Origin of the sequence: Thermus brockianus (assembly GCF_021462505.1) — a bacterium.
Classification (GTDB): domain Bacteria; phylum Deinococcota; class Deinococci; order Deinococcales; family Thermaceae; genus Thermus; species Thermus hydrothermalis.
The window spans coordinates 140,001-165,483 of record NZ_JAKEDV010000005.1; the positions used below are offsets into that span (position 1 = coordinate 140,001).

Annotated in this window: 23 protein-coding genes and 3 tRNA genes; 16 read left to right on the forward strand and 10 right to left on the reverse strand. The window is 65.8% G+C overall.

Translation table 11 applies throughout. The features are described 5' to 3' along the window. Positions 1 to 427: 427 nt before the first annotated feature. A tRNA-Leu gene (locus LXN00_RS07800) sits at positions 428 to 509 on the reverse strand. Between the two features lie 222 nt (positions 510 to 731). On the opposite strand from LXN00_RS07800, the gene LXN00_RS07805 reads away from it, so the two are divergent. The 8 genes from LXN00_RS07805 to purF all read left to right on the forward strand — a co-directional run bounded on the left by LXN00_RS07805 (position 732) and on the right by purF (position 8,987). After that, positions 732 to 1,478 (forward strand): hypothetical protein, encoded by a 747-nt coding sequence (locus LXN00_RS07805; RefSeq protein ID WP_234507060.1) that lies wholly within the window; start codon positions 732 to 734, stop codon positions 1,476 to 1,478. Positions 1,479 to 1,741: 263 nt separating this feature from the next. Next, positions 1,742 to 3,052 carry an adenylosuccinate lyase gene (gene purB, locus LXN00_RS07810; protein WP_234507061.1) on the forward strand — a complete coding sequence of 437 codons (1,311 nt, stop codon included), beginning with the start codon at positions 1,742 to 1,744 and terminating at the stop codon, positions 3,050 to 3,052. Positions 3,053 to 3,088: 36 nt separating this feature from the next. Further along, positions 3,089 to 3,784, forward strand: a complete 696-nt coding sequence (gene purC / locus LXN00_RS07815) for a phosphoribosylaminoimidazolesuccinocarboxamide synthase (protein WP_234507064.1) — start codon at positions 3,089 to 3,091, stop codon at positions 3,782 to 3,784. Continuing rightward, on the forward strand, positions 3,785 to 4,036 hold the full coding sequence (gene purS / locus LXN00_RS07820; protein WP_234507066.1) for a phosphoribosylformylglycinamidine synthase subunit PurS: 252 nt from the start codon (positions 3,785 to 3,787) through the stop codon (positions 4,034 to 4,036). Continuing rightward, entirely contained in the window at positions 4,033 to 4,719 is a 687-nt protein-coding gene (gene purQ, locus LXN00_RS07825) for a phosphoribosylformylglycinamidine synthase subunit PurQ (protein WP_234507068.1), read from the forward strand. Before purS ends, purQ begins: the two co-directional genes overlap by 4 nt. Next, positions 4,716 to 5,429, forward strand: coding sequence for an HAD family hydrolase (locus LXN00_RS07830; protein WP_234507070.1), 714 nt, complete (start codon positions 4,716 to 4,718; stop codon positions 5,427 to 5,429). The genes purQ and LXN00_RS07830 overlap by 4 nt, the downstream gene beginning before the upstream one ends. Further along, a complete protein-coding gene (purL, locus tag LXN00_RS07835) occupies positions 5,429 to 7,603 on the forward strand; it encodes a phosphoribosylformylglycinamidine synthase subunit PurL (RefSeq protein ID WP_234507072.1) in 2,175 nt (724 codons plus the stop codon). The genes LXN00_RS07830 and purL overlap by 1 nt, the downstream gene beginning before the upstream one ends. Further along, positions 7,596 to 8,987: an amidophosphoribosyltransferase gene (gene purF / locus LXN00_RS07840; RefSeq protein WP_234507074.1), complete on the forward strand. Its 1,392-nt coding sequence runs from the start codon at positions 7,596 to 7,598 to the stop codon at positions 8,985 to 8,987. Before purL ends, purF begins: the two co-directional genes overlap by 8 nt. Here the strand turns inward: purF and LXN00_RS07845 are convergent. Next, positions 8,984 to 9,244 carry a hypothetical protein gene (locus tag LXN00_RS07845; RefSeq protein ID WP_234507077.1) on the reverse strand — a complete coding sequence of 87 codons (261 nt, stop codon included), beginning with the start codon at positions 9,242 to 9,244 and terminating at the stop codon, positions 8,984 to 8,986. The genes purF and LXN00_RS07845 overlap by 4 nt on opposite strands. 40 nt (positions 9,245 to 9,284) lie before the next feature. Between LXN00_RS07845 and glyA the strand changes: the two genes are divergently transcribed. From glyA to LXN00_RS07860, 3 genes are read left to right on the forward strand one after another with little or no spacing between them, the layout of a single operon-like run. Further along, entirely contained in the window at positions 9,285 to 10,508 is a 1,224-nt protein-coding gene (gene glyA / locus LXN00_RS07850) for a serine hydroxymethyltransferase (RefSeq protein WP_234507078.1), read from the forward strand. 2 nt (positions 10,509 to 10,510) lie between these two features. Next, on the forward strand, positions 10,511 to 11,179 hold the full coding sequence (locus LXN00_RS07855; RefSeq protein WP_234507185.1) for a PIG-L deacetylase family protein: 669 nt from the start codon (positions 10,511 to 10,513) through the stop codon (positions 11,177 to 11,179). Then, the gene (locus LXN00_RS07860; protein WP_234507080.1) at positions 11,170 to 11,589 is read left to right on the forward strand and encodes an archease; all 420 of its coding nucleotides are present in this window, start codon (positions 11,170 to 11,172) and stop codon (positions 11,587 to 11,589) included. The genes LXN00_RS07855 and LXN00_RS07860 overlap by 10 nt, the downstream gene beginning before the upstream one ends. Here LXN00_RS07860 and plsX read toward each other — a convergent pair. From plsX to folK, 4 genes are read right to left on the reverse strand one after another with little or no spacing between them, the layout of a single operon-like run. Beyond that, positions 11,578 to 12,558, reverse strand: coding sequence for a phosphate acyltransferase PlsX (gene plsX / locus LXN00_RS07865; protein ID WP_234507082.1), 981 nt, complete (start codon positions 12,556 to 12,558; stop codon positions 11,578 to 11,580). The two genes, LXN00_RS07860 and plsX, sit on opposite strands and share 12 nt — an antisense overlap. Then, entirely contained in the window at positions 12,555 to 12,884 is a 330-nt protein-coding gene (gene trxA, locus LXN00_RS07870) for a thioredoxin (protein WP_039458248.1), read from the reverse strand. Before trxA ends, plsX begins: the two co-directional genes overlap by 4 nt. 60 nt (positions 12,885 to 12,944) lie before the next feature. Further along, positions 12,945 to 13,322 carry a S1 RNA-binding domain-containing protein gene (locus tag LXN00_RS07875; protein ID WP_234507084.1) on the reverse strand — a complete coding sequence of 126 codons (378 nt, stop codon included), beginning with the start codon at positions 13,320 to 13,322 and terminating at the stop codon, positions 12,945 to 12,947. 39 nt (positions 13,323 to 13,361) lie between these two features. Next, on the reverse strand, positions 13,362 to 13,841 hold the full coding sequence (folK, locus tag LXN00_RS07880) for a 2-amino-4-hydroxy-6-hydroxymethyldihydropteridine diphosphokinase (RefSeq protein WP_234507086.1): 480 nt from the start codon (positions 13,839 to 13,841) through the stop codon (positions 13,362 to 13,364). A 143-nt stretch (positions 13,842 to 13,984) separates the two neighbouring features. Between folK and lysJ the strand changes: the two genes are divergently transcribed. Further along, a complete protein-coding gene (gene lysJ / locus LXN00_RS07885; protein WP_234507088.1) occupies positions 13,985 to 15,163 on the forward strand; it encodes a [LysW]-aminoadipate semialdehyde transaminase LysJ in 1,179 nt (392 codons plus the stop codon). Continuing rightward, positions 15,160 to 16,227 (forward strand): [LysW]-lysine hydrolase, encoded by a 1,068-nt coding sequence (locus tag LXN00_RS07890; protein WP_234507090.1) that lies wholly within the window; start codon positions 15,160 to 15,162, stop codon positions 16,225 to 16,227. Before lysJ ends, LXN00_RS07890 begins: the two co-directional genes overlap by 4 nt. Before the next feature lie 47 nt (positions 16,228 to 16,274). Here LXN00_RS07890 and LXN00_RS07895 read toward each other — a convergent pair whose 3' ends face one another. From LXN00_RS07895 to LXN00_RS07905, 3 genes are all read right to left on the reverse strand, one after another. After that, positions 16,275 to 19,382, reverse strand: coding sequence for an Eco57I restriction-modification methylase domain-containing protein (locus LXN00_RS07895; protein ID WP_234507092.1), 3,108 nt, complete (start codon positions 19,380 to 19,382; stop codon positions 16,275 to 16,277). A gap of 853 nt (positions 19,383 to 20,235) precedes the next feature. Further along, positions 20,236 to 20,312, reverse strand: a tRNA-Val gene (locus LXN00_RS07900). Position 20,313: 1 nt separating this feature from the next. Next, positions 20,314 to 20,388, reverse strand: a tRNA-Glu gene (locus LXN00_RS07905). Positions 20,389 to 21,228: 840 nt separating this feature from the next. Between LXN00_RS07905 and LXN00_RS12730 the strand changes: the two genes are divergently transcribed. From LXN00_RS12730 to LXN00_RS07920, 3 genes are read left to right on the forward strand one after another with little or no spacing between them, the layout of a single operon-like run. Then, a complete protein-coding gene (locus LXN00_RS12730; RefSeq protein ID WP_326491133.1) occupies positions 21,229 to 22,128 on the forward strand; it encodes a GGDEF domain-containing protein in 900 nt (299 codons plus the stop codon). A 28-nt stretch (positions 22,129 to 22,156) separates the two neighbouring features. Then, positions 22,157 to 23,719 carry a DNA repair protein RecN gene (locus LXN00_RS07915; protein ID WP_234507096.1) on the forward strand — a complete coding sequence of 521 codons (1,563 nt, stop codon included), beginning with the start codon at positions 22,157 to 22,159 and terminating at the stop codon, positions 23,717 to 23,719. Beyond that, a complete protein-coding gene (locus tag LXN00_RS07920; RefSeq protein ID WP_234507098.1) occupies positions 23,716 to 24,882 on the forward strand; it encodes a sensor domain-containing diguanylate cyclase in 1,167 nt (388 codons plus the stop codon). Before LXN00_RS07915 ends, LXN00_RS07920 begins: the two co-directional genes overlap by 4 nt. Here the strand turns inward: LXN00_RS07920 and LXN00_RS07925 are convergent. Beyond that, positions 24,866 to 25,477 carry a MarC family protein gene (locus LXN00_RS07925; protein ID WP_234507099.1) on the reverse strand — a complete coding sequence of 204 codons (612 nt, stop codon included), beginning with the start codon at positions 25,475 to 25,477 and terminating at the stop codon, positions 24,866 to 24,868. The genes LXN00_RS07920 and LXN00_RS07925 overlap by 17 nt on opposite strands. Between the last annotated feature and the right edge of the window lie 6 nt (positions 25,478 to 25,483).

Here is a 25,483-nt window from a genome sequence, read left to right on the forward strand (position 1 = left end):
CCACCCCCCTGCCGGTTGCCGGGAAAGACCCCCAAGCACCCGCACCGCCACGCCCCGCAGGGAAGGAGGACCCTCCGCTAGAAGGAGGCGAGCCAGGCGGAAAAGGCTCTGCCCTTCAGATTGCACCACCCCCTGCCCCTTTAGGTCCCGAGAGGAAGCGTTCCCCCTCCTCCATCTCCACCTCCCGCTTGCCCCGTAGCCCCAGGAGGAAACCCATGCTCGTTCCTCCTGCCTATCCGGGAGACCCGGTCAAAGCCCCGGTCCAGGTGAGGAAAAGGGGGACATACCCCAGGGCCTGGACCCCTAACTCGGTTCGGGCAGGGAGTGAGGAGGAGGGCTTTCTAAGGGGGCTTTACGGCAAAGCCTAGCAGTTTTCCAGAAAAACTACCCCCCTCTTTCGCGAGGGGGGAAGTTGTTGTTTTAGCGTTGGTGGGCGGCGTAGGACTTGAACCTACGACCTCTCGCGTGTGAGGCGAGCCCAGAACCCCCGCAATCTTCCGTTTTCTCCCTTCTGGGCGCGGTTTTTTCCGTTGGTTCTTCCTGGAACTTACTCCAATAGCCGGTCATTTCCGGGTGGATAGACCGGCTGATAAACCGGCTGGGCGTAGAAGTGTTCTAGGAAACATTGAGGAGGCCGGGCGGCCTCGAGGTGGCCCCTCTCCGGGGGCTCCACGGCCCCCCTATGCCCCTCTGTACCCGTAAAACCCCGCACAAGGGCGTATCATGGAGGCATGGACCATTCCGAGGCTTGGCGTAGGTGGAACGCCTGGAACTATGTTCTCCGCGCCGTGGAGCAAATAGCGCCGGAAGCCTTGGAGGACCTGGCCAGGCTGGTGCCCTTATACCGCGAAGCCGCCCCTCACATGGACCGCCCCGGCTGGTACATCCACGACTGGGAATCCCTGGAGGAGGCCATAGAAACTCTGGAGGGCATACCCGGCTATGAAGAAGACTTCTCAGCGAAACTCAGGGACTTACGGGAAGCGCTTCTCACTTGGGGCCATAAGTGGAGCTTGCTACACCCTGAGCCCCTGGGGTGGGCCACGGAAAACCTTCGGTTGTGGGCCAAGGTCCCCGACTTTGCGGGCAAACCAATGTGGTACGCCAGCCCAATGGTGGACATTCCACCGCTACCCCCCTTCCGCCCACCGGAGTTTTCGCCCCCGGTATACGGGGCTGAGAAATCCTCCTGGCCCGAGATAGAGAAGGGCCTTCGCCAAGCCTTTGAGTCCTGGCTGGGCGAGTGCCGGGCCCTCTATGAGGAATGGGCCCTTCCCCACCGCGAACTGCAAAAGCATGCCCGGTGGTGGGTAGCCCACCGGGTGAAGGGGTGGAGCCTTCGCACCCTGACCAAGAGGGCGCGGCTGGAAGGACTGGTGGACAGGGAGGGGCGCGTCCTTCTTGAGGAAGCCGCCCCGAGCGCGATTGCCAAGGCCATTGCAAACCTGGATAGGACGCTGGGACTGGTGCCGGACTGAGCTTGTGCCATCCGGCACTTATGTTCACCTGAGCCACCCCGTTTTTAGGTGAACAACCTTTCCGCCACCCTGGGGGCATGAACGCTCCTGGAAGGGCAAGACTGGTCACGGTGGCGGAACTTAGAGGCTGTCGTAAAAGGGTGGTATTCTTGAGGGATGAGCTCTAGACGATCTTACCCCAGCGACCTCAGNTAGCTCCTGGAGGAGAGTGGGCTCAAGGCCTGGGGTAGCAGGATACGGCCCCAAACCGGTAGCCTTGAGGCATGGTGCCCCGGTACCAGACCCCGGAGATGGCGGCGCTTTGGTCCGAGGAAAGCCGTTACCGCATGTGGGCCTTGGTGGAAGCCTACGCCCTCGAGGCCTGGGAGGCCCTGGGCCAGGTGCCTAGGGGCCTTGCGGCAAGGCTTCTCCGGACCCTGGAGGAAAAACCCCTCACCGAAGCCTTCGCCCGGCGGGTGGCGGAGATAGAGGAAACCACCCGCCACGACCTGGTGGCCTTCACCCGGGCCCTGGTGGAGTGGACCGGGGACGAGGAGGTGGGGCGCTACCTCCACCTGGGCCTCACCAGCTCGGACATCGTGGACACGGCGCAAAACGCCCTCCTGGTGCGGGCTTTGGACCTCATCCTGGAGGAGCTTAAAGGGGTAGAGGAGGCCCTCAAGGCCCTCGCCCTCCGCTACAAGCACACCCCCGCCATCGCCCGCACCCACGGGGTCCACGCCGAGCCCACGAGCTTCGGCCTCCGCTTCCTCTCCTTCTACGCCGCCTTCCTCCGGGACGAGGCAAGGGTAAAAAGGGCTAGGGAAACCATAGGCGTGGCCATGCTCTCGGGTTCCGTGGGCAACTACGCCCACGTCCCCCCCGAGGTGGAGGCCCACGTGGCGAGGCGGCTTGGCCTTCAAGCGGAGCCCATCTCCACCCAGGTGGTCCCCCGGGACCGGCATGCGGAGGTCCTCGCCGCTTTGGCTATCCTCGGGGGCAACCTGGAAAGGGTGGCGGTGGAGCTCAGGCACCTCCAGCGCACGGAGGTCCTCGAGGCCCAAGAACCCTTCCGCGAGGGCCAGACGGGAAGCTCCTCCATGCCCCACAAGAAAAACCCCGTGGGCCTGGAAAACCTCACGGGGATGGCCCGGCTCCTCCGGGGCTACCTCGGACCCGCCCTGGAGAACATCGCCCTCTGGCACGAGCGGGACATCTCCCACTCCTCCGTGGAAAGGGTCATCCTCCCCGACGCCACCACCGCCCTCCACTACGCCTTAAGGCGGCTTAAGGGCATCCTGGAAGGGCTTAGGGTCTTTGAGGAGAACCTCAAGCGGAACCTGGACCTCACCCGGGGCCTCGTCTACTCGCAGCAGGTCCTAAACGCCCTCATCGCCGAAGGCCTCCCCCGGGAAAAGGCCTACGCCCTGGTCCAGCGAAACGCCCTCAAGAGTTGGGAAGAAGGACAAAGCTTCCTAAAGCTTCTGGAAGCCGACCCGGAAAACCCCATCAAGGGGGAGAGGCTAAGGGCGCTTTTTGACCCTCAGGCCTTCCTCCGCCACGTGGACGCCATCTACGCCCGTTTTGGGCTTTAAAATGAGGAAAAGGGCCTTTCGGCCATAAGGAGGGGCATGGAGAAGCTTTACGAGGGCAAGGCCAAGGTCCTCTACCCGGAAGGGGAGGACACCCTAAGGGTCTACTTCAAGGACGAGGCCACCGCCTTTAATGCGCAGAAGCGGGGGGTCATCCCCGGCAAGGGGGTGGTGAACAACAAGGTTTCCGCCGCCCTCTTCCGCCTCTTGGAGGAAAAGGGCGTCAAGACCCACTTCGTGGAGGAGCTCTCGGAGCGGGAGATGCGGGTGAAGCGGGTGAGGATCCTCCCCTTGGAGGTGATCCTCCGCTACAAGGCGGCGGGGAGCTTCGCCAAGCGCTACGGGCTAAAGGAGGGCACGCCCCTTAAGGCCCCCTTGGTGGAGTTCTCCCTCAAGAACGATGCCCTGGGGGACCCCTTGATCTGCGAGGACGCCGTCCTCGCCCTAGACCTCGCCTCCCCCGAGGCCCTAAAGGAGGTGAAGGCCACCACCTTGCGGGTGGGGGAGATCCTGAAGGCGTTCTTCGCGGAAAGGGGCCTGGAACTGGTGGACTTCAAGCTGGAGTTTGGGGAAAGGGAGGGGGAAATCCTCCTCGCCGACGAGATTAGCCCCGACACCATGCGCCTTTGGGACATGGCCACGGGAAAGCCCATGGACAAGGACCGCTTCCGCAAGGACCTGGGGGGCGTGGAAGAGGCGTACCAGGAGGTCCTAAGGCGGGTTTTGGGAGGGTAGATGCCAAGGTACCAGGCCACGCTCCTCATAGAGCTCAAGGACGGCATCCTGGACCCGCAGGGCCGGGCGGTGGAAGGGGTCTTGCGGGACCTCGGCCACCCGGTGGAGTCCGTGCGGGTGGGGAAGGTTTTGGAGATCGTCTTCTCGGCGGAAAACTTCCTCCAGGCGGAGGAAAAGGCCAAGCTCCTGGGAAGCCTCCTCGCCAACCCGGTGATGGAGGTCTACACCCTCGAGGCCCTCAAGGAACTATGAGGTGGGCCATCGTCCGCTTTCCCGGTTCTAACTGCGACGAGGACGCCCGCTTCGCCCTGGAGAAGGCGGGCATGCGGGCGGAGTTCGTCTGGCACACGGAAAGGGACCTGAGGGGCTATGACGGGGTCTTCCTCCCCGGGGGCTTTAGCTACGGGGACTACCTGAGGGCGGGGGCCCTGGCCGCCAAAAGCCCGGTGATGGAGGCGGTGCGCCGCTTCGCCGAGGAGGGGCGGTATGTGATGGGCGTCTGCAACGGCTTCCAGATCCTCACCGAGGCGGGCATCCTCCCCGGGGCCCTCCTCGCCAACCTCAACCTCCACTTCACCTGCAAGGAGGTGGGGGTGCGGGTGGAAAGGACCGACCTCCCCTTCACCCGCCGCTACGCCCAAGGCCAAGTCCTCCGCCTGCCCATCGCCCACGCCGAGGGGCGCTACTACGCCGACCCCGAAACCCTAAGGCGGCTGGAGGGCGAGGGCCGGGTGGTCTTCCGCTACGCCCCCCTGGCCGGGGAGAGGGACTATAACCCCAACGGGAGCCTGAACGACATCGCCGGCATCGTGAACGAGCGGGGCAACGTCCTCGGCATGATGCCCCACCCCGAGCGGGCCGTGGACCCCATTCTGGGAGGGGAGGACGGGCTTCCCCTCTTCCTGGGGCTTTTGGAAAAGGAGGTTCAGCGATGAAACCCAAGGCCATCACCTTTGACTTCTGGGGCACCCTCTTCACCGAGGGGGAGGCGTTTTTGGAAAAGGTCATGCCCGCCCGGTACGAGATCCTCCTGGACGCCCTTTCCGAGGCAGGGCACCCGGCGGAGGAAAGCGAGGTGCGGGAGGCCTACCGGCAGGCGGCCCTGGCCTTTGAGGAGGCCTGGAAGGCGGGGGAACACATGTCCGTGTACGACCGGGTGGCCCGGATCTTCGCCCTCCTCGGGGCACCCCACGACCCCGGGCTCATCGCCCTCACCGCAAGGAGGCTGGAGGAAACCTCCTTGCTCGCCGACCTCAAGCCCCTGCCCGGGGTGGAGGTCCTCAAGGCCCTGGCGGGGAAGTACCCCCTGGCCATCGTTTCCGATACGGGCATGACCCCGGGCCGCCTCCTGAGGGAGCACCTCAAGCGGCAGGGCCTGGACGTCTTCCAGGCCTATAGCTTCTCCGACGAAACGGGGTTCGTGAAGCCCAAGCCCGAGGCGTTTCAGGTGGCCCTCGAGGCCCTGGGGGTGGCCCCCGAGGAGGCCCTCCACGTGGGGGACCTGCCCCACACGGACATCAAGGGGGCCTTCGGCGCCGGCTACCCCTGGGCGGTGCAGTACGTGGGCCTGAGGGAGGTGAACGGGGAGGTGAAGCCCACGGCCAAGGTGAAGGACCACCGCGAGCTCCTCCCCCTCCTAGAGTGATGGAAGCCTTGGCCAAGGAAATCGGCATCCCGGAAGGGGAATACCGGGAGATCCTGAGGCGGCTTGGGCGGGAGCCCAACCGGGTGGAGCTCCTCCTTTTCAAGGTGATGTGGAGCGAGCACTGCGCCTACAAGAACTCCCGCCCCCTCCTGAAGGAACTGCCTAAGGAAGGGGAAGCGGTCCTGCAGGGCCCCGGGGAAAACGCCGGCGTGGTGCGCCTGGGGGAAGGGTGGGCGGTGGCCTTCAAGATAGAAAGCCACAACCACCCCTCCGCCGTGGAACCCTTCCAAGGGGCGGCCACCGGGGTGGGGGGGATCCTCCGGGACATCATGAGCATGGGGGCCCGGCCCATCGCCCTCCTGGACTCCCTGCGCTTTGGCCCCCCCGAGGGCCGTAGCCGCTACCTCTTCAAGGGGGTGGTTTCCGGCATCGCCTTCTACGGGAACGCCATCGGGGTCCCCACCGTGGGCGGGGACCTCTACTTCCACGAGGGCTACCGGGAAAACCCCCTGGTGAACGCCATGTGCCTGGGGCTTCTCAGGGAGGAGAACCTCAAGCGAAGCCGGGCCTCCCTGGGCCGGCCCCTCTACTACGCCGGGGCCAAGACGGGGCGGGACGGCATCGGGGGGGCGGCCTTCGCCAGCCGGGAGCTAAAGGAGGAGAAGGAGGAGGACCGCCCGGCGGTGCAGGTGGGGGACCCCTTCTTGGGGAAACTCCTCATGGAGGCCACCCTCGAGGCCATAGAGAAGGACCTGGTGGAAGGCGTCCAGGACATGGGGGCAGCGGGGCTCACCTCTAGCCTCGCCGAGCTCGCCCACAAGTCCGGCCTCGGGGTGGAGCTAGACCTAGACCTCGTCCCCACCCGGGAGGCGGGCATGGCCCCCGAGGAGCTCCTCCTTTCCGAAAGCCAAGAGCGCATGGTCCTGGTGCCCAAGGAGGGAAAAGAAAAGGAACTGGAGGAGGTCTTCCGCAGGTGGGGCCTGGACTGCGTGGCCGTGGCCCGGACCATCCCGGAAAGGGTCTTCCGGGTCCTCCATAGGGGAAAGGTGGTGGCGGAGGTGCCCACGGAGGCCCTGGCGGAAGCCCCCACCTACGTGCGCCTAGCCCAGGAAGACCCCGAGGTGCGGCGCCTCAGGGAAACCCCCATCCCCCCCCTCGAGGCGGACCCCAAGGAGGTCCTGGAAAGGCTCCTCGCCTCCCCCAACCTGGCGAGCCGGGAAGCGGTCTACGAGCGCTACGACCACCAGGTGGGCACCCGCACCGCCTTGGTGCCGGGCAAGGGGGACGCCGCCCTCCTCTGGATCAAGGGCACGCACCTGGGCATCGCCGCCAAGGTGGACCAAAACCCCCGGTATAGCCGCCTCCACCCCCGCCTCGGGGCCATGCACGCCCTGGCGGAGGCCTGCCGCAACGTTTCCGTGGTGGGGGCGAAGCCCCTCGCCTACACGGACGGCCTCAACCTGGGAAGCCCGGAAACCCCCGAGGGCTACTACGAGCTCAAGGAAACCATTGAAGGCCTAAAGGAGGCGAGCGCCGCCCTGGGTGTGCCCGTGGTGAGCGGCAACGTTTCCCTTTACAACGAGGCGGGCGGCAAACGCATCCCTCCCACGGCCATGGTGGGGGTGGTGGGGGTCTTGGACCTACGTCGCCGGGCGGAGATGGGCTTTAGGCGGCCCGGAGAGGTGGTGGTCCTCTTAGGGGAGGAAAGGGGGACGCTTGGGGCGAGCGAGGTCCTCTACCTCCTCACGGGCCTCGAGGCGGGCCACCCCCCCCTCCTGGACCTCGGGCGGGAGAAGGCCGTGCAGGAAGCCATCCGGGAGCTCATCGCCCTGGGCCTCACGGACACCGCCCACGACCTGGCGGAAGGGGGGCTCTTGGTGGCCCTGGCGGAGATGGCCTTCCCCTACGGCTTAGGGGCCACGGTGGAGGTGCGGGAAGCGGGCCTGGAGGCCCTCTTCGGCGAGGCGCCAAGCCGCATCCTCTTCACCGTGGCCAAGGACCGCCTTAAGGAGGCCACGGCCCGCCTGGAGGCCCAGGGCCTTCCCTACCGCATCCTGGGGGAAACCGGGGGGAAGACCCTCACGGTCCTCACCCCCAAGGGAGTGCTAGAGTGGGAGGTGGCCGAGCTTAAGGCCATCTGGCAACGCCCCTTGCGGGAGGTCCTGGATGGATAAGCCACGGGAGGAGTGCGGCGTCCTGGGCCTTTGGAGCGAAACCCCCCTGGACGTGGCGGGGCTTTTGCACCTGGGGCTCCTCGCCCTGCAGCATCGGGGCCAGGAGGCCGCCGGCATCGCCGTCACGGACGGGAAGGAGTTCTTGGTGGAAAAGGACCTGGGCCTCGTGAACCAGGTCTTCACCGAGGAGCGCCTGGGAAAGCTCCGCCTGCCCGGGGCCCGGCTCGGCCTCGCCCACACCCGCTACTCCACCACGGGCTCCAACCTCCGCTTCAACGCCCAACCCCTCACCGCCCGCACCGCCCACGGGGTCTTGGCCATCGCCCACAACGGCAACTTTGTAAACGCCAAGCCCCTCCGCGACCGCCTCCTCCAGGAGGGGGCCACCTTCCAGAGCACCTCGGACACCGAGGTCATGCTCCTCCTCCTGGCTAGGCTTTCCCACCTCTCCCTCCCCGAGGCGGCCCTCGAGGCCATGCGGCGCCTGGAAGGGGGGTACTCCATCCTCCTCATGGACCGCAAGACCCTCCTCGCCCTCAGGGACCCCCACGGGGTGCGGCCCCTCGCCATCGGCAAGGCCCCCTGGGGCTACGCCTTCGCCTCCGAGCCCCCGGCCCTCGCCCTCCTCGGGGCGGAGTACCTGCGGGACGTGCGGCCCGGGGAGGTGGTCTGGGTGGAGGAGGGGGAGCTAAGAAGCCTCCAAGGCCTTCCCCCAAACCCCACCCCTTGCGCCTTTGAATGGATCTACTTCGCCCGGCCCGATAGCCTCCTGGACGGCACCGAGGCCTACGCCGCCCGGGTGCGGATGGGCGAGGAGCTCTTCCGGGAAGCCCCGGCGGAGGCGGACATGGTGGTGCCCGTCCCCGACTCGGGGATTGGCGCCGCCATCGGCTACGCCCGGGCAAGCGGCCTCCCCCTGGAGTACGGGCTCTACAAGAACCCCTACGCCGGGCGCACCTTCATCCAGCCCACCCAGGAGCTTCGGGACCTAAAAACCCGGCTCAAGCTCTCCCCCACCTCGGCGGTGAAGGGCAAGCGGGTGGTGCTCATTGACGACTCCATCGTGCGGGGCACCACCAGCCGCCACATCGTGGCCCTCCTCAAGGAGGCGGGGGCCAAGGAGGTCCACTTCCGCGTCTCCAGCCCCCCCATCCGCTTCCCCTGCTACTACGGCATAGACACGGCGGCCCGCAAGGAGCTCATCGCCGCCCAGAAGAGCGTGGAGGAGATACGGGCCTACATCGGGGCCGACTCCCTGGCCTTCCTATCCGAGGAGGGGGTCAAGCGGGCCATCGGGGGGCCCGTCTGCCTCGCCTGCTTCAACGGCCGCTACCCGGCGGGCGTCCCCGAGGAGGGGGAAAAGCTCGCCTTGGAACTCCTCTAGCGCCGCCTCAGAAAGAAGCCCAGGAGGAAGCCCGAAACCAAGCCCACCAGCAAAAAGGCGAAGGCGAAGGCCCCGGTGGAGGCCAGGTGCCAGCCAAAAAACCAGTAACTGCACACGGCGTACCGCTCCACCTGGACCCGCACCAGCTCGGGCAGGTCGCGGCTCGTGGTGAAGTTGATGAGGAGGATGGTGAGGAGCAAGACGGCAAGGGCCAGGAGGGCCCCCCACTTCACGATGGTGAAGGCGTTCCCTTTCATGGCCTTAGCTTAGCAGGGAGGGAGGGCCTATAATCGCCCTATGGTGGGCACCAGCGTCCGCGACGAGACCCTCTTCCAGCTCATCGCCCTGGAGGAAAAAAGGCAGCGGGAGGGCCTAGAGCTCATCGCCAGCGAGAACTTCGTCTCCAAGCAGGTGCGGGAGGCGGTGGGAAGCGTCCTCACCAACAAGTACGCCGAGGGCTACCCCGGGGCCCGGTACTACGGGGGGTGCGAGGTCATTGACCAGGTGGAGTCCCTGGCCATAGAGCGGGCCAAGGCCCTCTTCGGGGCCCAATGGGCCAACGTCCAGCCCCACTCCGGCTCCCAGGCCAACATGGCGGTCTACATGGCCCTAATGGAGCCCGGGGACACCCTCTTGGGCATGGACCTGGCGGCCGGGGGGCACCTGACCCACGGGGCCAAGGTCAACTTCTCCGGAAGGCTCTACAAGGTGGTTTCCTACGGGGTGCGGCCCGACACCGAGCGCATAGACCTGGACGAGGTGCGCCGCCTGGCCCGGGAACACCGCCCCAAGGTGATCGTGGCTGGGGCCAGCGCCTACCCCCGCCTCTGGGACTTCCAGGCCTTCCGGGAAATCGCCGAGGAGGTGGGGGCCTACTTGGTGGTGGACATGGCCCACTTCGCCGGGCTGGTGGCGGCGGGGCTCCACCCCAACCCCGTCCCCTACGCCCACGTGGTGACCAGCACCACCCACAAGACCCTCCGGGGCCCTCGAGGGGGCCTGATCCTCTCCCAAGACCCCGAGTTGGGCAAAAAGATTGACAAGCTCATCTTCCCTGGGATCCAAGGAGGCCCCCTGGAGCACGTCATCGCCGGGAAGGCGGTGGCCTTCTTTGAGGCCATGCAGCCCGAGTTCAAGGAGTATAGCCGCCTCGTGGTGGAAAACGCCCAGCGCCTGGCGGCGGAGCTTGCCAAGAGGGGCTACCGCATCGTCACCGGGGGCACGGACAACCACCTCTTCCTGGTGGACCTCCGCCCCAAGGGCCTCACGGGCAAGGAGGCGGAGGAGCGCCTGGACGCCGTGGGCATCACCGTGAACAAGAACGCCATCCCCTTTGACCCCAAACCTCCCCGCATCACCTCGGGGATCCGCGTGGGCACCCCCGCCATCACCACCCGGGGCTTCACCCCGGAGGAGATGCCCCTGGTGGCAGAGCTCATGGACCGGGCCCTCACGGAAGGCCCCTCCGAAGCCCTTAGGGAGGCGGTGCGGGCCCTGGCCCTCGCCCACCCCATGCCCTGATGCTGGACCTCCTGGTGGTGGTCCCCCACCCCGACGACGAGAGCTTCGGGGCCGGGGGGGCGCTCCTTTTGGCCAAGGCGGCGGGGCTTCGGACGGGCATCCTCACCCTCACCCGGGGGGAGGCGGGGAGGACCTTAGGCCTCTGCCCCCCAGAGGCCCTTCCCCAGGTGCGCACGGAGGAGCTCTCCCGGGCGGCAAAGCTCCTCCGGGTGGACTTCCTCGAGGTCCTCTCCTTCCCCAACGGCCTGCCCCGGGAGGTGGGGGCGGGGGAGCGGGGGAAGGCCCAAGGGGAAGGCCTTTTGGACCACCCCGAGGCGGAGGAGGCCATCCGGAGCCGCCTCCAAACCCTAAGGCCCCGCTTCGTGGTCACCTTCCCCCCCGACGGCATCAACGGCCACCCCGACCACGTGGCGGCGAGCCGCTACGCCCAAGGGGCGGCCCAGGGCCTCGCCCGGGTGGTCTACATGGTGCGCCCGGAAGGGCCCTACCCCCCAACCCACCGCCTGCGCCTCCCCGAGTGGGCCCTAAAGGAAAAGCTCAGGGCCATCGCCCAGCACAGGACCCAGGCCCTATCCGTCCTCGCCTTCCTGGAGCGGCACCCGGAGAGGCTCTGGACGGAAACCTTCCACGTGGTGGGGGAAAAGGGCCTGGTGGAGGGGCCATGGTGGTGAGGCTTTTGGACCACACCGCCGACATCGGCTTTGAGGTGGAGGCGGAAAGCCTCGAGGGCCTCTTCCAAGCCGCCCTAAAAGGGCTTTTGGCGGTGATGTTCCAAAACCCGCCGGAAGGGGGCAAAAGGAGGCGGCGCCTTTCCCTTTGGGCGGAGGACCTGGACACCCTCCTGGTGCGCTACCTGAACGAGCTCATCTACCTCATCCAGACCAAGGGCTTCGTGCCCGGAAGGGCCCGGGTGCGGGTTCTCCCGGAGGAAGGGGGGTTTCGCCTCCTGGCAAGCCTCCAGGGCGAGCCCTTCCAGGAAGCCTTCGGCTTCCAAGGGGAGGTGAAGAGCGCCACCTTCCACGGCCTCCACGTGGGCCAGGAAGGGGGAAGGTGGCGGGCCCGGGTGATCCTAGACGTGTAGGGCGGCCAAAGCCTCCCGCACCCGCGCAAGAAGCCCCGCCTCCACCAGGGCCTTGGCCCTCAGGAGGGCGTTTTTCACCGCCAGGGCGTCCGCCGAGCCGTGGCCGATGAAGACCGCCCCCTCCACCCCGAGAAGGGGCATGGCCCCGTACTGGGAGGGGTCCACCCGCTCCTTCACCCGGCGCAAAGCGCCCCGGGCCAGGAGGGCCCCCAGCCTCGCCCAGGGGCTCGAGGCGAAGGCCTCCTTAATCCAGGTGAAGAGGACCTTGGCCTCCCCTTCCGCCAGCTTCAGGGCCACGTTGCCCGTGAAGCCGTCCGTGACCACCACCTCCGCCGTGCCCAAGAAGATGTCCCGCCCTTCCACGTTGCCGAAAAAGCGGGGACCCAGGGCTTCCTTGAGGAGGGGATAGGCCTCCTGGACCAAGGCGTTTCCCTTTCCCTCCTCTTCCCCGATGGAAAGGAGGCCCACCCGGGGGCTTGGCACGCCGCTCGCCTCGGCGTAGGCCAGGCCCATGGCGGCGAACTGCACCAGGAAGGGGGGGCGGCAGTCGGCGTTGGCCCCCCCGTCCAGGAGGAAGGTGCGCCCCTTTAGGCTCGGGAACTCCACGAGAAGGGCGGGCCGCTCCACTCCCTTCACCCGCCCCAGGACGAAGAGGGCCGCCGCCATGGTAGCCCCGGTGTGGCCCATGGAGACCACGGCCTCCACCTCGCCCCGCTTGAGGAGCTCCAGGGCCACCCAGATGGAGCTTTGCCGGCGCTTCCGCACCTCGGTGGCGTGCTCCTCCATGGGGATCCAGTCCGGGGCGTGGTATACGGGGAGGCGGCCCCCCAAGCGGGCAAGCTCGGCGTTAAGGCGCCCTTCCTCCCCCACCAAAAGGACCTCCACCCCCTCCTGGGCCGCCAAGAGGGCCCCTTGGACCGTGACCTCCGGGGCCCGGTCCCCCCCCATGGCGTCCAGGGCGATCCTCATGCCTGGGGCAGGTGCTTCTCTATCTTGGCCTGGAAGTTGCGCTTGGGCTGGGCCCCCACCAGGACCTCCACGGGCTGGCCGTTCTTGAAGAGGATCACCGTGGGGATGCTCATCACCCGAAAGCGCATGGCCGTCTTGGGGTTCTCGTCCACGTCCAGCTTGGCCACCACCAGCTTGCCCTCGTACTCCTGGGCCAGCTCTTCCAGGATGGGGGCGATCATGCGGCAAGGGGCGCACCACTCCGCCCAGAAGTCCACGAGGACCAAGGGGTGACCGCCTAAGAGCTCGTCAAAGTTCTGGTCGGTGACCTCGAGGGGCTTCGCCATACCCCCCTACTCTACGGCAAAGCCCCGGAGGGATAAACCCCCCGGGGCCCCGTTTGGGCGCTAACGCTTCTTGCGGCCGCCCTTCTTGCCCTTCCCGCCGCCGAACCCCCCGGTACCCCGGAGGAAGCTCTTGAGCTTGTTCTCAAACTCCGGGGACTGCTTTGGGAGCCGCCTGGGCCGGGGCGGGGGCGCCCCCTCGGGGGCCGGGGTCAGGTCCTTGATGGAAAGGTCCAGCCGCCCCTTGGCGTCCCGGCCCTTCACCATCACCTGCACGATGTCCCCCTCGTTGAGGAAATCCCGGACGTTCTTCACGAACTCGTGGGCGATCTGGGAGATGTGCACGAGCCCCTGCTCCCCGCCCGGCAGCTCCACAAAGGCGCCAAAATCCGTCACCCGCACCACGCGGCCTTCCACGATGCTTCCCGCTTCTATCTCCACTTTCCTTCTCCTCGCGCGGTCCTGCCCGCGATGCCCCCACTATAGCACAAGGGGCGAAACCCCGGAGGCGTCAAGGGCCGCCAAGAGCTCGGCGAAGCGTACCCCCAGCACCGGGTGCCGCCCCTCGGGGAGGAGGTCCAGAAGGGGCACCAAGACGAAGGCCCGCTCGTGGAGCCTCGGGTGAGGCACCTGAAGCCCTTCCTCCTCCAGGACCAGATCCCCGTAGAGGAGGAGGTCCAGGTCAATGGTCCTCGGGCCCCAGCGCTCCTTGCGCTCCCGGCCCAGGGCCCTTTCCACCTCCAGGAGGGCCTGGAGGAGCTCCCTGGGGTCCAAACCCGTGTCCAACTCCGCCACCAGGTTCAAATAGGGGGGTTGCGGGGGGCCCACGGGCGCCGTCTCGTACACGGGAGAAAGGCGGAGAAGACGGGTCTTGGGCAGGCGGGAGAGGAGGGACACGGCGGCCAAGAGGTAGCCCGCCCGGTCCCCCAGGTTGGAACCCAGCCCCACGTAGGCCAGCACGCCCCCAAGTCTATCCCGTTGACACCGGGGGGCAAGCCCCCTACCCTGGAAGAGAGATGGCCGCCCGGGGCAAAACCTAACGGGGCCTGGGAAGCCTGGCTTCCCGGGCCCGCCCCGGGAGCTTTTCTTTGCGGGGGGCACGTATGGTGAAAGAGGACTGGCAGGCGCTTCTGGAAGCCGAGCTCACCCTGGACACCGGGGTCTACACCAAGCACCGCCTCCTCCTGGTCCGGGGCCAGGGAGCCAAGGTGTGGGACGCCGAGGGCAACGCCTACATAGACTGCGTGGGCGGCTACGGGGTGGCCAACCTAGGCCACAGCAACCCCGAGGTGGTGGAGGCGGTGAAGCGGCAGGCGGAAACCCTCATGAGCATGCCCCAGACCCTCCCCACCCCCATGCGGGGGGAGTTCTACCGCACCCTGGTCGCCCTCCTCCCCCCTGAGCTCAACCGGGTCTTCCCGGTGAACTCCGGCACCGAGGCCAACGAGGCGGCCCTCAAGTTTGCCCGGGCCCACACGGGGCGGAAGAAGTTCGTGGCCGCCATGCGGGGCTTCTCCGGAAGGACCATGGGAAGCCTCTCCGTCACCTGGGAGCCCAAGTACCGGGAGCCCTTCCTGCCCCTGGTGGAGCCCGTGGCCTTCGTCCCCTACAACGACGTGGAGGCGCTTAGGCAGGCGGTGGACGAGGAAACGGCGGCGGTCATCCTCGAGCCCGTGCAAGGGGAAGGGGGAGTGCGCCCGGCCACGAGGGAGTTCCTCCAAGCGGCGCGGGAGATTACCCAGGAAAAGGGCGCCCTCCTCATCCTGGACGAGATCCAGACCGGCATGGGCCGCACGGGCAAGCGCTTCGCCTTTGAGCACTACGGGATCGTGCCCGACATCCTCACCCTGGCCAAGGCCATCGGGGGCGGGGTGCCCTTGGGCGTGGCGGTGATGCGGGAGGAGGTGGCGAAGAGCATGCCCAAGGGCGGCCACGGCACCACCTTTGGCGGCAACCCCCTGGCCATGGCCGCCGGGGTAGCGGCCCTGCGCTACCTGGAGCGCACGCGGCTTTGGGAGCGGGCGGCGGAGCTTGGCCCCTGGTTCATGGAAAAGCTTAGGGAGATCCCCTCCCCCAAGATCCGGGAGGTGCGGGGCCTGGGCCTCATGGTGGGCCTGGAGCTTAAGGAGAAGGCGGCCCCCTACATTGAGCGCCTGGAGAAGGAGCACCGCATCCTCACCCTCCAGGCAGGGCCCACGGTGATCCGCTTCCTGCCGCCCCTCGTCATTGAGAAGGAGGACCTGGAAAGGGTGGTGGAGGCGGTGCGCGAAGTCCTGGCATGATGGCCTTAGACCCCGTGGAGTTCCTCAAGGGGGCCCTGGAGATCCCCTCCCCCTCCGGCCAGGAGCGGTTGGTGGCGGAATACCTGGCGGAGGGGATGGAAAGGCTCGGGCTCAAGGGGTTCGTGGACGAGGCGGACAACGCCCGGGGCCAGATAGGGGAAGGCCCCGTCCAGGTGGTCCTCCTGGGGCACATTGACACCGTGCCCGGGGTGGTGCCCGTGCGGCTAGAGGGGGACAAGCTCTTCGGCCGCGGGGCGGTGGACGCCAAGGGCCCCTTCGTGGCCATGATCTTCGCCGCTGCGGGGCTTTCCGAGGAGGCGAGAAGGCGCCTCACCGTCCACCTGGTGGGGGCCACGGAGGAGGAGGCACCGAGCTCCAAGGGTGCCCGCTTCGTGGCCCCGCGCCTCAAGCCGGACTACGTGGTTATCGGGGAGCCCTCGGGGTGGGAGGGCATCACCCTGGGGTACAAGGGAAGGCTCTTGGTGAAGGCGAGGCGGGAAAAGGACAACTTCCACTCCGCCCACCACGAGCCCAACGCCGCCGAGGAGCTCATCAGCTACTTCGTGGCCATCAAGGCCTGGGCCGAGGCCATGAACGTGGGCCAGCGCCCCTTTGACCAGGTGCAGTACACCCTCCGGGACTTCCGGATCCAGCCCGCCGAGCTCAAGCAGGTGGCGGAGATGTTCTTTGACCTACGCCTCCCCCCGAGGCTTCCCCCGGAGGAGGCCATCCGCCACCTCACGGCCTACGCCCCCCCCACCATTGAGCTAGAGTTCTTCGGGCGGGAGGTGCCCTACCTGGGCCCCAAGGACACCCCCCTGACCCGGGCCTTGCGCCAGGGCATCCGCAAGGCCGGGGGCAAGCCCGTCTTCAAGCTAAAGACGGGGACCAGCGACATGAACGTCCTGGCGCCCCACTGGAAGGTGCCCATGGTGGCCTACGGCCCCGGGGACTCCACCCTGGACCACACCCCTTACGAGCACGTGGAGGTCCCGGAGTTCTTGAAGGGCATTGAGGCCTTGCGTGAAGCGCTAGAGCATCTAGCGCTAACCCCGGGGGGTTAAACAACTGCCTCCTGCCGCCTCGAGGCGCAAAAGACCCCGGGCCAGGTTTAGCTGAGTCTTTCCCACGCCTCCAATACAAGCCTACGGGTGCGGTACTCCCCGTAGCGCTTTATCTCCTTTTCCCTGAGCACCCGGAAGGTTTCCCCGGGAAAACGGCTCCTTTCCCGCCGCTTGCGGTAAGCCGCTTCGTCCAGGGGGTCTTCCACTTCCTCGTAATCGGAAAGGATGTCCTTAAGCTCCCCTTCCGTGAGGTCCTGAGGGTCCAGGATGTAGCGGAGTTGCTTGCGGTTTAGGCCGTAAAGCCTGGCGTAGTAGGCGTCCAGTTCGGCCCGGAGCCTAGCCCGCCTCTCTTCGTCCCATTGGAAGGGCGGGAAGGGGTAGGGGCCCTCGAGCCACGCGGGGGGCTTGTCCAGGTGCGCCGGGGCTTCCTCTCGCCAGCGCCTGATGGCTTCCCGGAGGTCTTCGTCCGCCTCTTCCCAAACGTCCTGGGCTAAGGGGGCTAAGTCCCAGGCGGTGTAGACGAGCTCCAGGACCCGGGGGACGAGGAAGCGGAGGTCCTCTTCCGTGTAGCGGTCGGGGGGGAGGACGGGGAACTGCTTGAGGTAGTGGAAGCTCAAGTCCGTGGCGCCCACTTTTTGGCGGGCGGCATAGTCCAACACCAAACCATTCAGGTTTGCCAGGAGGGTGAGGATGCGGAAGCTTGGCTCGGAGGAAAGGAGCAAGGGGGCCTTTCCCCCCACCCCTAGGCGGGGAAGAACGGTGAAAATCACCGTGCGCTCATCGGTGGCGCGAGCCACGTTGCGAAAGGCGAGGAGCCACCGCCGCCTGGGAAAGCGAGCACCTTCCAGATGGGAAAGGCGCTCCTCCACAAAGCCTTCCGGGAGGTAGTAGGCCGGCGTGACCGAGTACGTAGGGTCAGAAAGGGCCGTAGGCGATAGGGGTTGGATCTCCCCCGAGGCGTAGTCCGCATAGCGATGGTTGTACTGGTGAAACATCTTCGCTTCCCAAAAGGGCACATAGGGTTCCCCTTCCAGGTCCAAGCGGTGACCAAACCGCTTTGCCCCCTTCAGGCTTTGCGGGGAGCGCAGGAAGGGAGAATTGTGTTCTAGAGGCATAAGCAACCCCAAACGAATCTTCCAGGGGTCTTCTTTAGGCGCCTCCTTATAGAAAACGCCAGCCACCCGGTAAAGGTGGCGGGCGAGTTCCGCATCCTGGGGGGTGCGGAAGAGGGGAAGCGTGCATGTGTTCGGGTTGAAAAGGGCAATATCCTCTGCGGATAGCGTCAAAGAACGCTTTTCATCCCGAGCTTCTTCGGGCTCCTTCAGGAAAAAGGCCATCCTGGCCCCTTTGCTTCTGGCGTTAGAGCTTTGCCCTCCCCCCTCAAAGGCCACCAGGGCAAACCGAAAACGGCTATCCACCTCCGGGAAAAACCCTTTTCGGTTTTCAAAGTCATAAACGGTTCGGAGCGTTCCCTTTAGCACCAGATCCCGAAAGAGGCTCAGGCTACCCGAGTCCGTGGCCAAACCGGTGGGCACCAAAAGCCCACAGAAGCCACCAGGACGGCATAAGGAACGAGCGAGCTCGGTAAAAAATTGGTAGGTGTTCGCCCCTTTACCCGTTAAGGGAAAACGGCCCGAAGCCCTGAGAAAGCGGGTCATGCCCTCCTCTTCTCGCAAGCGAGTCCAAGGCGGGTTCCCCAACACCACGTCAAACCCCCCTTGGGCGAAGACCTCGGGGAACTCCAGCCACCAGTGGAAGAAGCGGTGGCGCCTTGCAAGTTCCTCGGCGAGCTCGCTTAGGGCGGGGTCCACCCCATCCTCCAGGGCCCGCCACACCGCTTCCGTGGTGATGAAGGGGCCCTTGCCCTCAAGCCGTTGGAAGAAGGCCGCCGTCCAGAGGTCCGAGGCGAGCTTGAGCCTTCGCCAGGCATCCTTCTCCCTGAGCGCCTCGTAAAAACGAGCCTTGGCCACCACCTCCTGCGGGCAGTTCTCGGGGAGCTGGGCGAACTCTTGAAGGAGTTTGACAAGGTTTTCTCGCTCCTCTTTTAGAACGCTTTCCCTAGGGGGAGTAAAGAGGGTCTGCTCCCCCTCCCGCTGGCAGCGGTTCTCCTTCTTGAGGGAGGCCGCTACCTCCTTGGCGTCCCCTTTCTTGGGGGTAAAGGCTTCCTCGGGTATCCCCTCCGCCAGCACCTCGGGATCCAGAACGCCCACCAGGGAGTTGCCGCACTTCACGCGGTGGTCCAGGAAGGTGAGGGGCTTACCTGGCACGTGGCTTTCCATCCAGAGGGCTACCCGGCAAAGCTCCACCGCCAGGGGGTTCAGGTCCACAGCGTAGAGGCAGTTCGCCACCACGTCCCGCACCGCCTGGCGGTACGCCTCGGGAGAGGGCTCCTCCTCCCCGGTGCGCACCTGGGCCAGGCGGCGGGCGAGCCTCCGGGCTACCCCCAGGAGGAAGTGCCCGCTCCCCGAAGCGGGGTCCAGGATCTTGAGGGAGAGGAGGGCTTCCTCACGGGCTTTGGGATCGTCCCCCGCCGCCTTCAGGCGCTCCTCCACCACGGGGTCCAAAGTCTCCCGGAGGACCAGGTCCACCAAGGCTTCCGGGGTGTAGTAGCTCCCCGTGCGCTTTCTCAGCGTACCCGACTGGAAGGCGAAGCGGCGCTCTTCCCCTCGTCCTTCCACCACCGGGGTGTGGTCCAGAAGGCTTTCGTACACCGAGCCCAGTTCCTCCACGTCCAAAGCGGCGTAGTTGATGCGCTTGAGCCCTTCCTTCCCATCCCGGAAGAAGACCAGATGGTGGAACGCCTGGAGGAGGTGGCGGTTGTCCACGGCATACGGGCCCTCCTCGAGGGGGATGGGCTCAAAAAGGTGGCCGTTCAGGACGTCCAAGCCCAGGATCTTGGCGGCGGGCTCGGTCCCCACGAGGAGTCCCGGCTCCCTCAGGAGCCGGAACAGGGTCTTGAGACCAAGCCAGAGGTCGTAATCCTCCGTGTAGGCCTCCTTGTCGGTGGAAAGGTCCAGGAGGCGGTGGGGGGAGAAGGATCGGCGGTAGAGTTCATTCCCTCCCAGGACCCCTCGTGCCTCCGCCACTAGGAGGAAAAGAATGCGGTAGGCGATGCGCAGGAGGTCGCGGTAAAGCGCCTCCGGGTCTTGGGCCAAAACCCTTCCGTCAGGACCCCGGAGGAAGCCCGTGCCGAGGTCTCCAACAAAGCCCTTTACAGCCGCAATCAGGTTTTCCTCACCCTGTTCAACGCAAAGGTCTCCCCCCACGGGTTTAGGCGGGGCCTTCGGGAACCCCAAGGGTACGAGCGCTTCGTGAGGAAGAACCTTCTGAACGGCTTCCACCAGGCCAAGATGAACCCATACCCCAGCATCCCTGCGGGACATCAGAGGACGCAAGTCAAGAATGTCCCCTTGACGGGCTACCAAAACCCAGTCCCGCCCCCTATAGCGGACGAAGGAACCCAGAGAAAGAACACTCACCTCGCCTCTCCGCCTACCCCTTTCCTCGCTTTCCCCTGCGCAAACAGACCAAACATTCTTCAAGCAAACGCGCGACGCCTTCCTAAAAGATACACCACCTTACCCGAAGGGCAGGATAAACTCGCCGGCGTAAAAAGGCAGCCACATACTGGCACTCGGGATGGAAGCCCCCGACAAGTACTTTGCCCCCACACCCCGGAAGCGGTATAGACCCCCGAAGAAGGAGATTGCGGGAACACCTTGTGCTTCTGCGCACAAGAGGCCCTCGAGAGGATGGAAGAAAGACTAAAAAGAGAGGCAACGGCTTTGGAAAGCGGGGTCGCGGACCCTGAGGGAAGCCCCGCCAACACCCCACCCAATAATGGATCCTACTATCGTCCGGGTATGCCTGGCGATGTGTTAGGGAAAGCCCGCAAGACAATGCTCTCTTAAGCGTGAGCAACGACATCTCTTCCAAGAGATGCAGAATGGATCTATAAAAGAAACTCCCCGTCCTACTATCAAGGCGGGGAGTTTTGGCTTTTTATGGTGGTGGGCGGCAGAGGATTTGAACCTCTGACCTCTCGCTTGTAAGGCGAGCGCTCTGACCAACTGAGCTAGCCGCCCGTGGTGACCCCAGGGGGAATCGAACCCCCGTTTCGGCCTTGAGAGGGCCGCGTCCTGACCGCTAGACGATGGGGCCCCAAAACGAGGGGCATCAGCCCCAGAGGTTCAGTCTACCCGCTCCCTCCAAAGCCTGCAACCACCCACGAGGAGGTCCAGCCCTTGCCAATTGCCAAGGGCGGATAACCGCTCCCAAGGGAACACCCGGGTTTAAACTGGGCTTGTGGCTTACTTGGGGTTGAGCCTTCTGCTTCTCGTTATCCTCGGTCTTTCGCCTCGCACTTCATTCTGGAGCGAACACACCCTCCTTCCCTGGGTAGGGTTAGCTGCTGGAGGATACCTTCTCACCCGTAGAAAGCCCTTTTGGGGTCTTAGCCTCCTCTTTTTTGGTTTCAGCGATGCGGTGGGAAGCCTGGAACTTTTCTTAGATAGTACGCAACGAGTTCTCTTAGAAACCCTTTTCGCTCTTCTGGGTTACGTTAGCCTAGCCCTAGGCATCCTACAAGTACCAGGCCACCCACCTCGCATAACCCTTTTTCTGCTTCCTCTAGGGCTTTTGGGAATAGAGGTTCTAGCGCAAGCGGGGCTTGGCTTGAATGCGCTTTACATTGCTTGGAACCTCGCGCTTCTCTTCCTGGTCCTTCCCAAATTAGAAACGCTTTTTCATACAGGACCCGATGACAGGTCTCTATGGGGCGTAGGGTTACTTTTCCTCCTCACCGAAGGTATGGCCTCCCCTTATACGCAAGGCCAAACCGGAGACCCCCTCCACCTTTTAAGAACCCTAGGTTACGTGTTCTTAGCGATTGGGATAGCTAGAACTCCCCAGGGAGAGCCTTCCTTCACCTACCAAGCTTTGGCCTTAAGCGGTTTGTTTGTGTATCCCATCCTCTTTTTCGTAGACAATTTTCCAATAGCCATGCGCATACTGGCCCTCTACGGGGGGATAGTGGGGTCTTTGGGTCTCCTTTATGCGCACCACCTGGAATGGAAGCGCACGGAAGAAAAGAACTTGCGCTGGATACGATTTCTGAGGGAGCTTGCTCGCCTTACTCCCCGGATCACCCAAACCCTTAGCCCCGAAGCAGTCCTAATAGGCGCATTGGAAGCCACCCGCACCTTGATCCCCGAAGCGGTGGGCCTCGAGGTCCTCAGCAGGCGAGGGCTTGTGGGGCTCCGCACCCCCTATAGCCTAAAGGTACCTATGAACGGGGAATCCGCCCACCTATACCTCCGAAAACCTCCTAAAGAACCTCTTCCCGAAGGCTTGCTCTCTCTCCTAGGCGAGCGGCTTCGCCAAGTGCTCAAGCAGGTGGAGTGGGGTACCTTGGCGCTGACCGATCCCCTCACCGGGCTTCTCAACCGCCGGGGCCTCGAGGTAGAGCTCCCCAAGCTCCTTTCCCTAACCAGGCGTTACCATAATCCCCTAAGCGTTGCCCTACTGGATATTGACCACTTCAAGCGCATCAACGACGCCTTCGGCCACGCTGTGGGAGACCAAGTGCTCAAGGCCCTAGGCCGCATCCTCCAAGGAAGCCTTCGCCGAGAAGACGTGGCGGTGCGCTATGGTGGCGAGGAATTTCTCCTGCTTCTCTACGGCGCAGACCAGCGGGCAGCCATGGAAGTGGTGGAGCGGATCCGATCCCGCTTCCGCGCCCAGAAGGTGGAACCTATCCCCTACCCTTTAACCCTTTCCGCAGGGATAGCAGGCGGCAAGACACCCAATGGGCTAGAGGAGGTGGAGGAGTGGGTGCTCAAAGCCGATTACGCCCTCCTCCGGGCCAAGGAAACGGGGCGCGACCGCATCACCCTAGCCTAGCACCCCCACGCCTTTACAATGGGAGAAGATGCTCGTCCGCCTCGAGGTGAAAAACCTCGCCGCCATCCGCGAGGCCACCCTGGAGCTCGCCCCCGGTCTCAACGTCCTCACCGGGGAAACGGGGGCCGGGAAAAGCCTCCTGGTGGACGCCTTGGCCCTCCTTTTGGGGGAGCGGGCCGAGGGGCTTATCGGGCCCTATGGGGATAGCCTCCTGGTCACCGCCTTCTTCCAGGGGGAAGGGGAGCGGGTGCTTTCCCGAAGGGTGGGGGTCCGCTCCACGCCCCGCATAGACGGGGAGGTGGTGAGCCTGAGGGAACTCCAGGAGGAGGCGGAACGCTGGCTCTCCCTCCATGCGCAACACGCCGCCTTGGCCCTGCTTTCCCCCAGGCGCCAGCGGGAGCTCCTGGACGCCCTCCTCCCCCCCGGCCACCTCCAGGCCTACCGGGAAGCCCACGCCCGCTACCAGGCTCTCCTTCAGGAAAAAGAGGCCCTGGAGGAGGCCCTGCGGGCCAAAAGCGAGCGGGAAGACCTCCTGCGCTTCCAACTCCGGGAAATCCAAGAGGCCAAGCCCCGTCCCGGGGAAGACCTAGAGCTGGAGGAGGAGGCCCGGCGCCTACGGCACCTGGAAACCTTGCGGGAACGGGCGGGGAAGGCCTATGCGCTCCTCACCGAAGAGGGGCTTTCCCCTTGGGAAAACGCCGTGCGGGAGCTTCGCCAGGGGGGGCGGTACGACCCCGCCCTGGAGGCCCTGGCCAAGGACCTGGAGGCCGCCCTGGAGGGGGCGGAGGCGGTGGCGCGGGAGCTAGAGGCGTACTTGGAGGGCCTCGAGGCCGACCCTGGCCGCCTGGCCCAACTGGAGGAACGCCTCGCCCTCCTGGAGCGCCTCAAGCGCAAGTACGGCCCCACCCTGGAGGAGGTCCTGGCCCACGGGGAGCGGGCCAAGGCGGAGCTTGCCGCCTTGGAAGGGGGTGAGGAACGCCTTTTTGAGGTGCGAAAGGACCTCCTGAAGGCAGAAGAAACGCTCCTCCGGCTAGGGGCGGAGCTAAGCCAGGCCCGGCAAGGGGCGGCCAAGAAGCTCGCCCGGGCCATGGAGGAGGAGCTCGCCGCCTTAGGCCTCCCCCAGGCCCGCTTCCAGGTGGCCCTCACCCCCTTGCCCGAGCCCGGGGCCTTTGGCCTGGAGGAGGTGGCCTTTCGCTTCGCCGCCCATCCCCGCCTACCCCTCTCCCCCCTCTCCGCCGCCAGCGGGGGGGAGCTTTCCCGCATCGCCCTCTCCCTCGCCCTCCTCACCGGGGCCGAGGCCCCCACGGTGGTCTTTGACGAGATGGACACCGGGGTGGGCGGGGAAACCGCCTGGAAGCTCGCCGAGCGCCTCGCCCGCCTGGGGGAAAAGCGCCAGGTCCTGGTGGTGACCCACCTGCCCCAGGTGGCCGCCCGGGCCCACCGCCACCTTAAGGTGGTGAAGGAAGAGGGGGAGGTGCGGGTGGAGGTGCTGGAGGGGGAGGAAAGGGTGCGGGAGCTCGCCCGCCTCCTCTCGGGCCAGTACACCGAGGCCGCCCTCTCCCACGCCAGGCTCCTCCTGGAGGCGCGATGAACCCCATGGAAGCCCCCTACCCGGTCTTCCACCTGCAGGAGGGGAGGGTGGAGCGGAACGCCCTGGCCCAAGACCTACCCCTACCCGAAGGGGACACCCTGGTCCATGGGGAGAGGAGCTACCGGGTAGCCCGCCTCCCGTCCCCCACGGGGACCTACCTCCTTCTCCTGGAAACCACGGACCTCTCGGTGCAGGCCCGGGCTTACAAGGGGCTTCTTAAGGTGTTGCGGGGGCTTTTGCAGCACGAGGAGCCCGAGGGGCTTTTGCAGGACCTGATCCGGGAAGCGGTGGCTGCGGTGCCCGGGGCGGAAGCGGGGAGCATTTTGCTTCGGGAAGGAGGGTACTTTTACCTGGTGGCCCAGGAGGGTTTCTCCGAAGCCCTCCTGGGGGCCCGCACCTCCTTGGAGGAGGAGCTCGCCTGGTACGGGCTTGGGGTGGACAACTGGCTCAGGGGCCGCCCCCGGGTGCTCAAAGGACCTGAGATCCGCCACCTCTCCAGCCTGAGCACCGTGGAGGCCCGGCCCGCCTTTTTTGAGCACGGCCGCCTCTTGGAAATCCAGGCCACCTTGGGCCTGCCCATCGTCCTCGAGGGCGAGGTGCTGGCGGCCATGAACCTGGACAACTTCCGCGACCCCGAGGCCTTTACCCCCCTTTCTCTAGAATTGGCCCAGGCCTTCGCCCTGGAAGCCGCCCTCCTCCTCAAGGCCTTGAAGGAGCGCCAGGCCCTGGAAAGGGCGGCCCGCACCGACCCCCTCACGGGCTTGGGAAACCGCCGGGCGCTAGAAGAAACCTTCCCCAAGCTCCGCGCCGAGGCCCAGGCCCTGGGAGAGCCCTTGGCCCTCATCTACTGGGACCTGAACGGCCTTAAGACCCTAAACGACCGGGAAGGGCACGCCGCCGGGGACCAGGCCTTGAAAGCCCTGGCCCAGGCCCTGAAAAACCTCTCCCGCCGCCGGGACCTGGCCTTCCGGGTGGGGGGGGACGAGTTCGTGAGCCTCCACCTGGGCCTTTCCCAGGAGGAAATCCCCGCCCTCATCGCCCGGCTGCGGCAAAGCCTCCCCTACGGGGTGGCGGCGGGCGGGGTGGAGGTGGAAGGCGAGGACCTGGAGGCCCTTTTGCGGGAGGCGGACCGCCGCATGTACCGGGCTAAAGGAGGCCCTTAACCCCGTCGGCCACGTACTGCACCGCAAGGGCAGCAAGCAGAAGGCCCAGCACCCGGGTCACCACGTTCACCCCCGTGCGCCCCAGGGCCCGGCGTATCCCGGAAGCGGCCCGTAAAAAGAGGTAGGCCAGAAGGAGCACCAGAAAGGCGCTAAAGAGGACCACCGCCCACCCCCCCACCACCATCCGGGCCTCCCCGCCCAGGATGAGAACGCTGGCCAAGGCCCCGGGCCCGGCGATAAGGGGGATGGCCAAGGGGAAGACGGAGATGTCCGCCCGGACCAGGGCCTCGTCCTTTTCCTCTTCGGTTTCCCGTTCGTGGTGGGCGAAGACCATTTCGGTGGCGATGCGGAAGAGGAGGATGCCCCCGGCGATGCGGAGGGCCTCGAGGCTAATCCCGAGATGCGCCAAAAGCCCCCTTCCGAAGAAGAAAAAGGCCACGAGAAGCCCCCCCGCCACCAGCACCGCCCTGGCGGCGATCTGGGCCTGCTTCTTCGGGGGGCGGTCCCCCGCCAAGGCCAAGAAGACGGGAACCAGCCCCACCGGGTCCATGACCACGAAGAGGGTGAGGAAAGACTTGAGAAAGAGTTCAACCACTTGGGA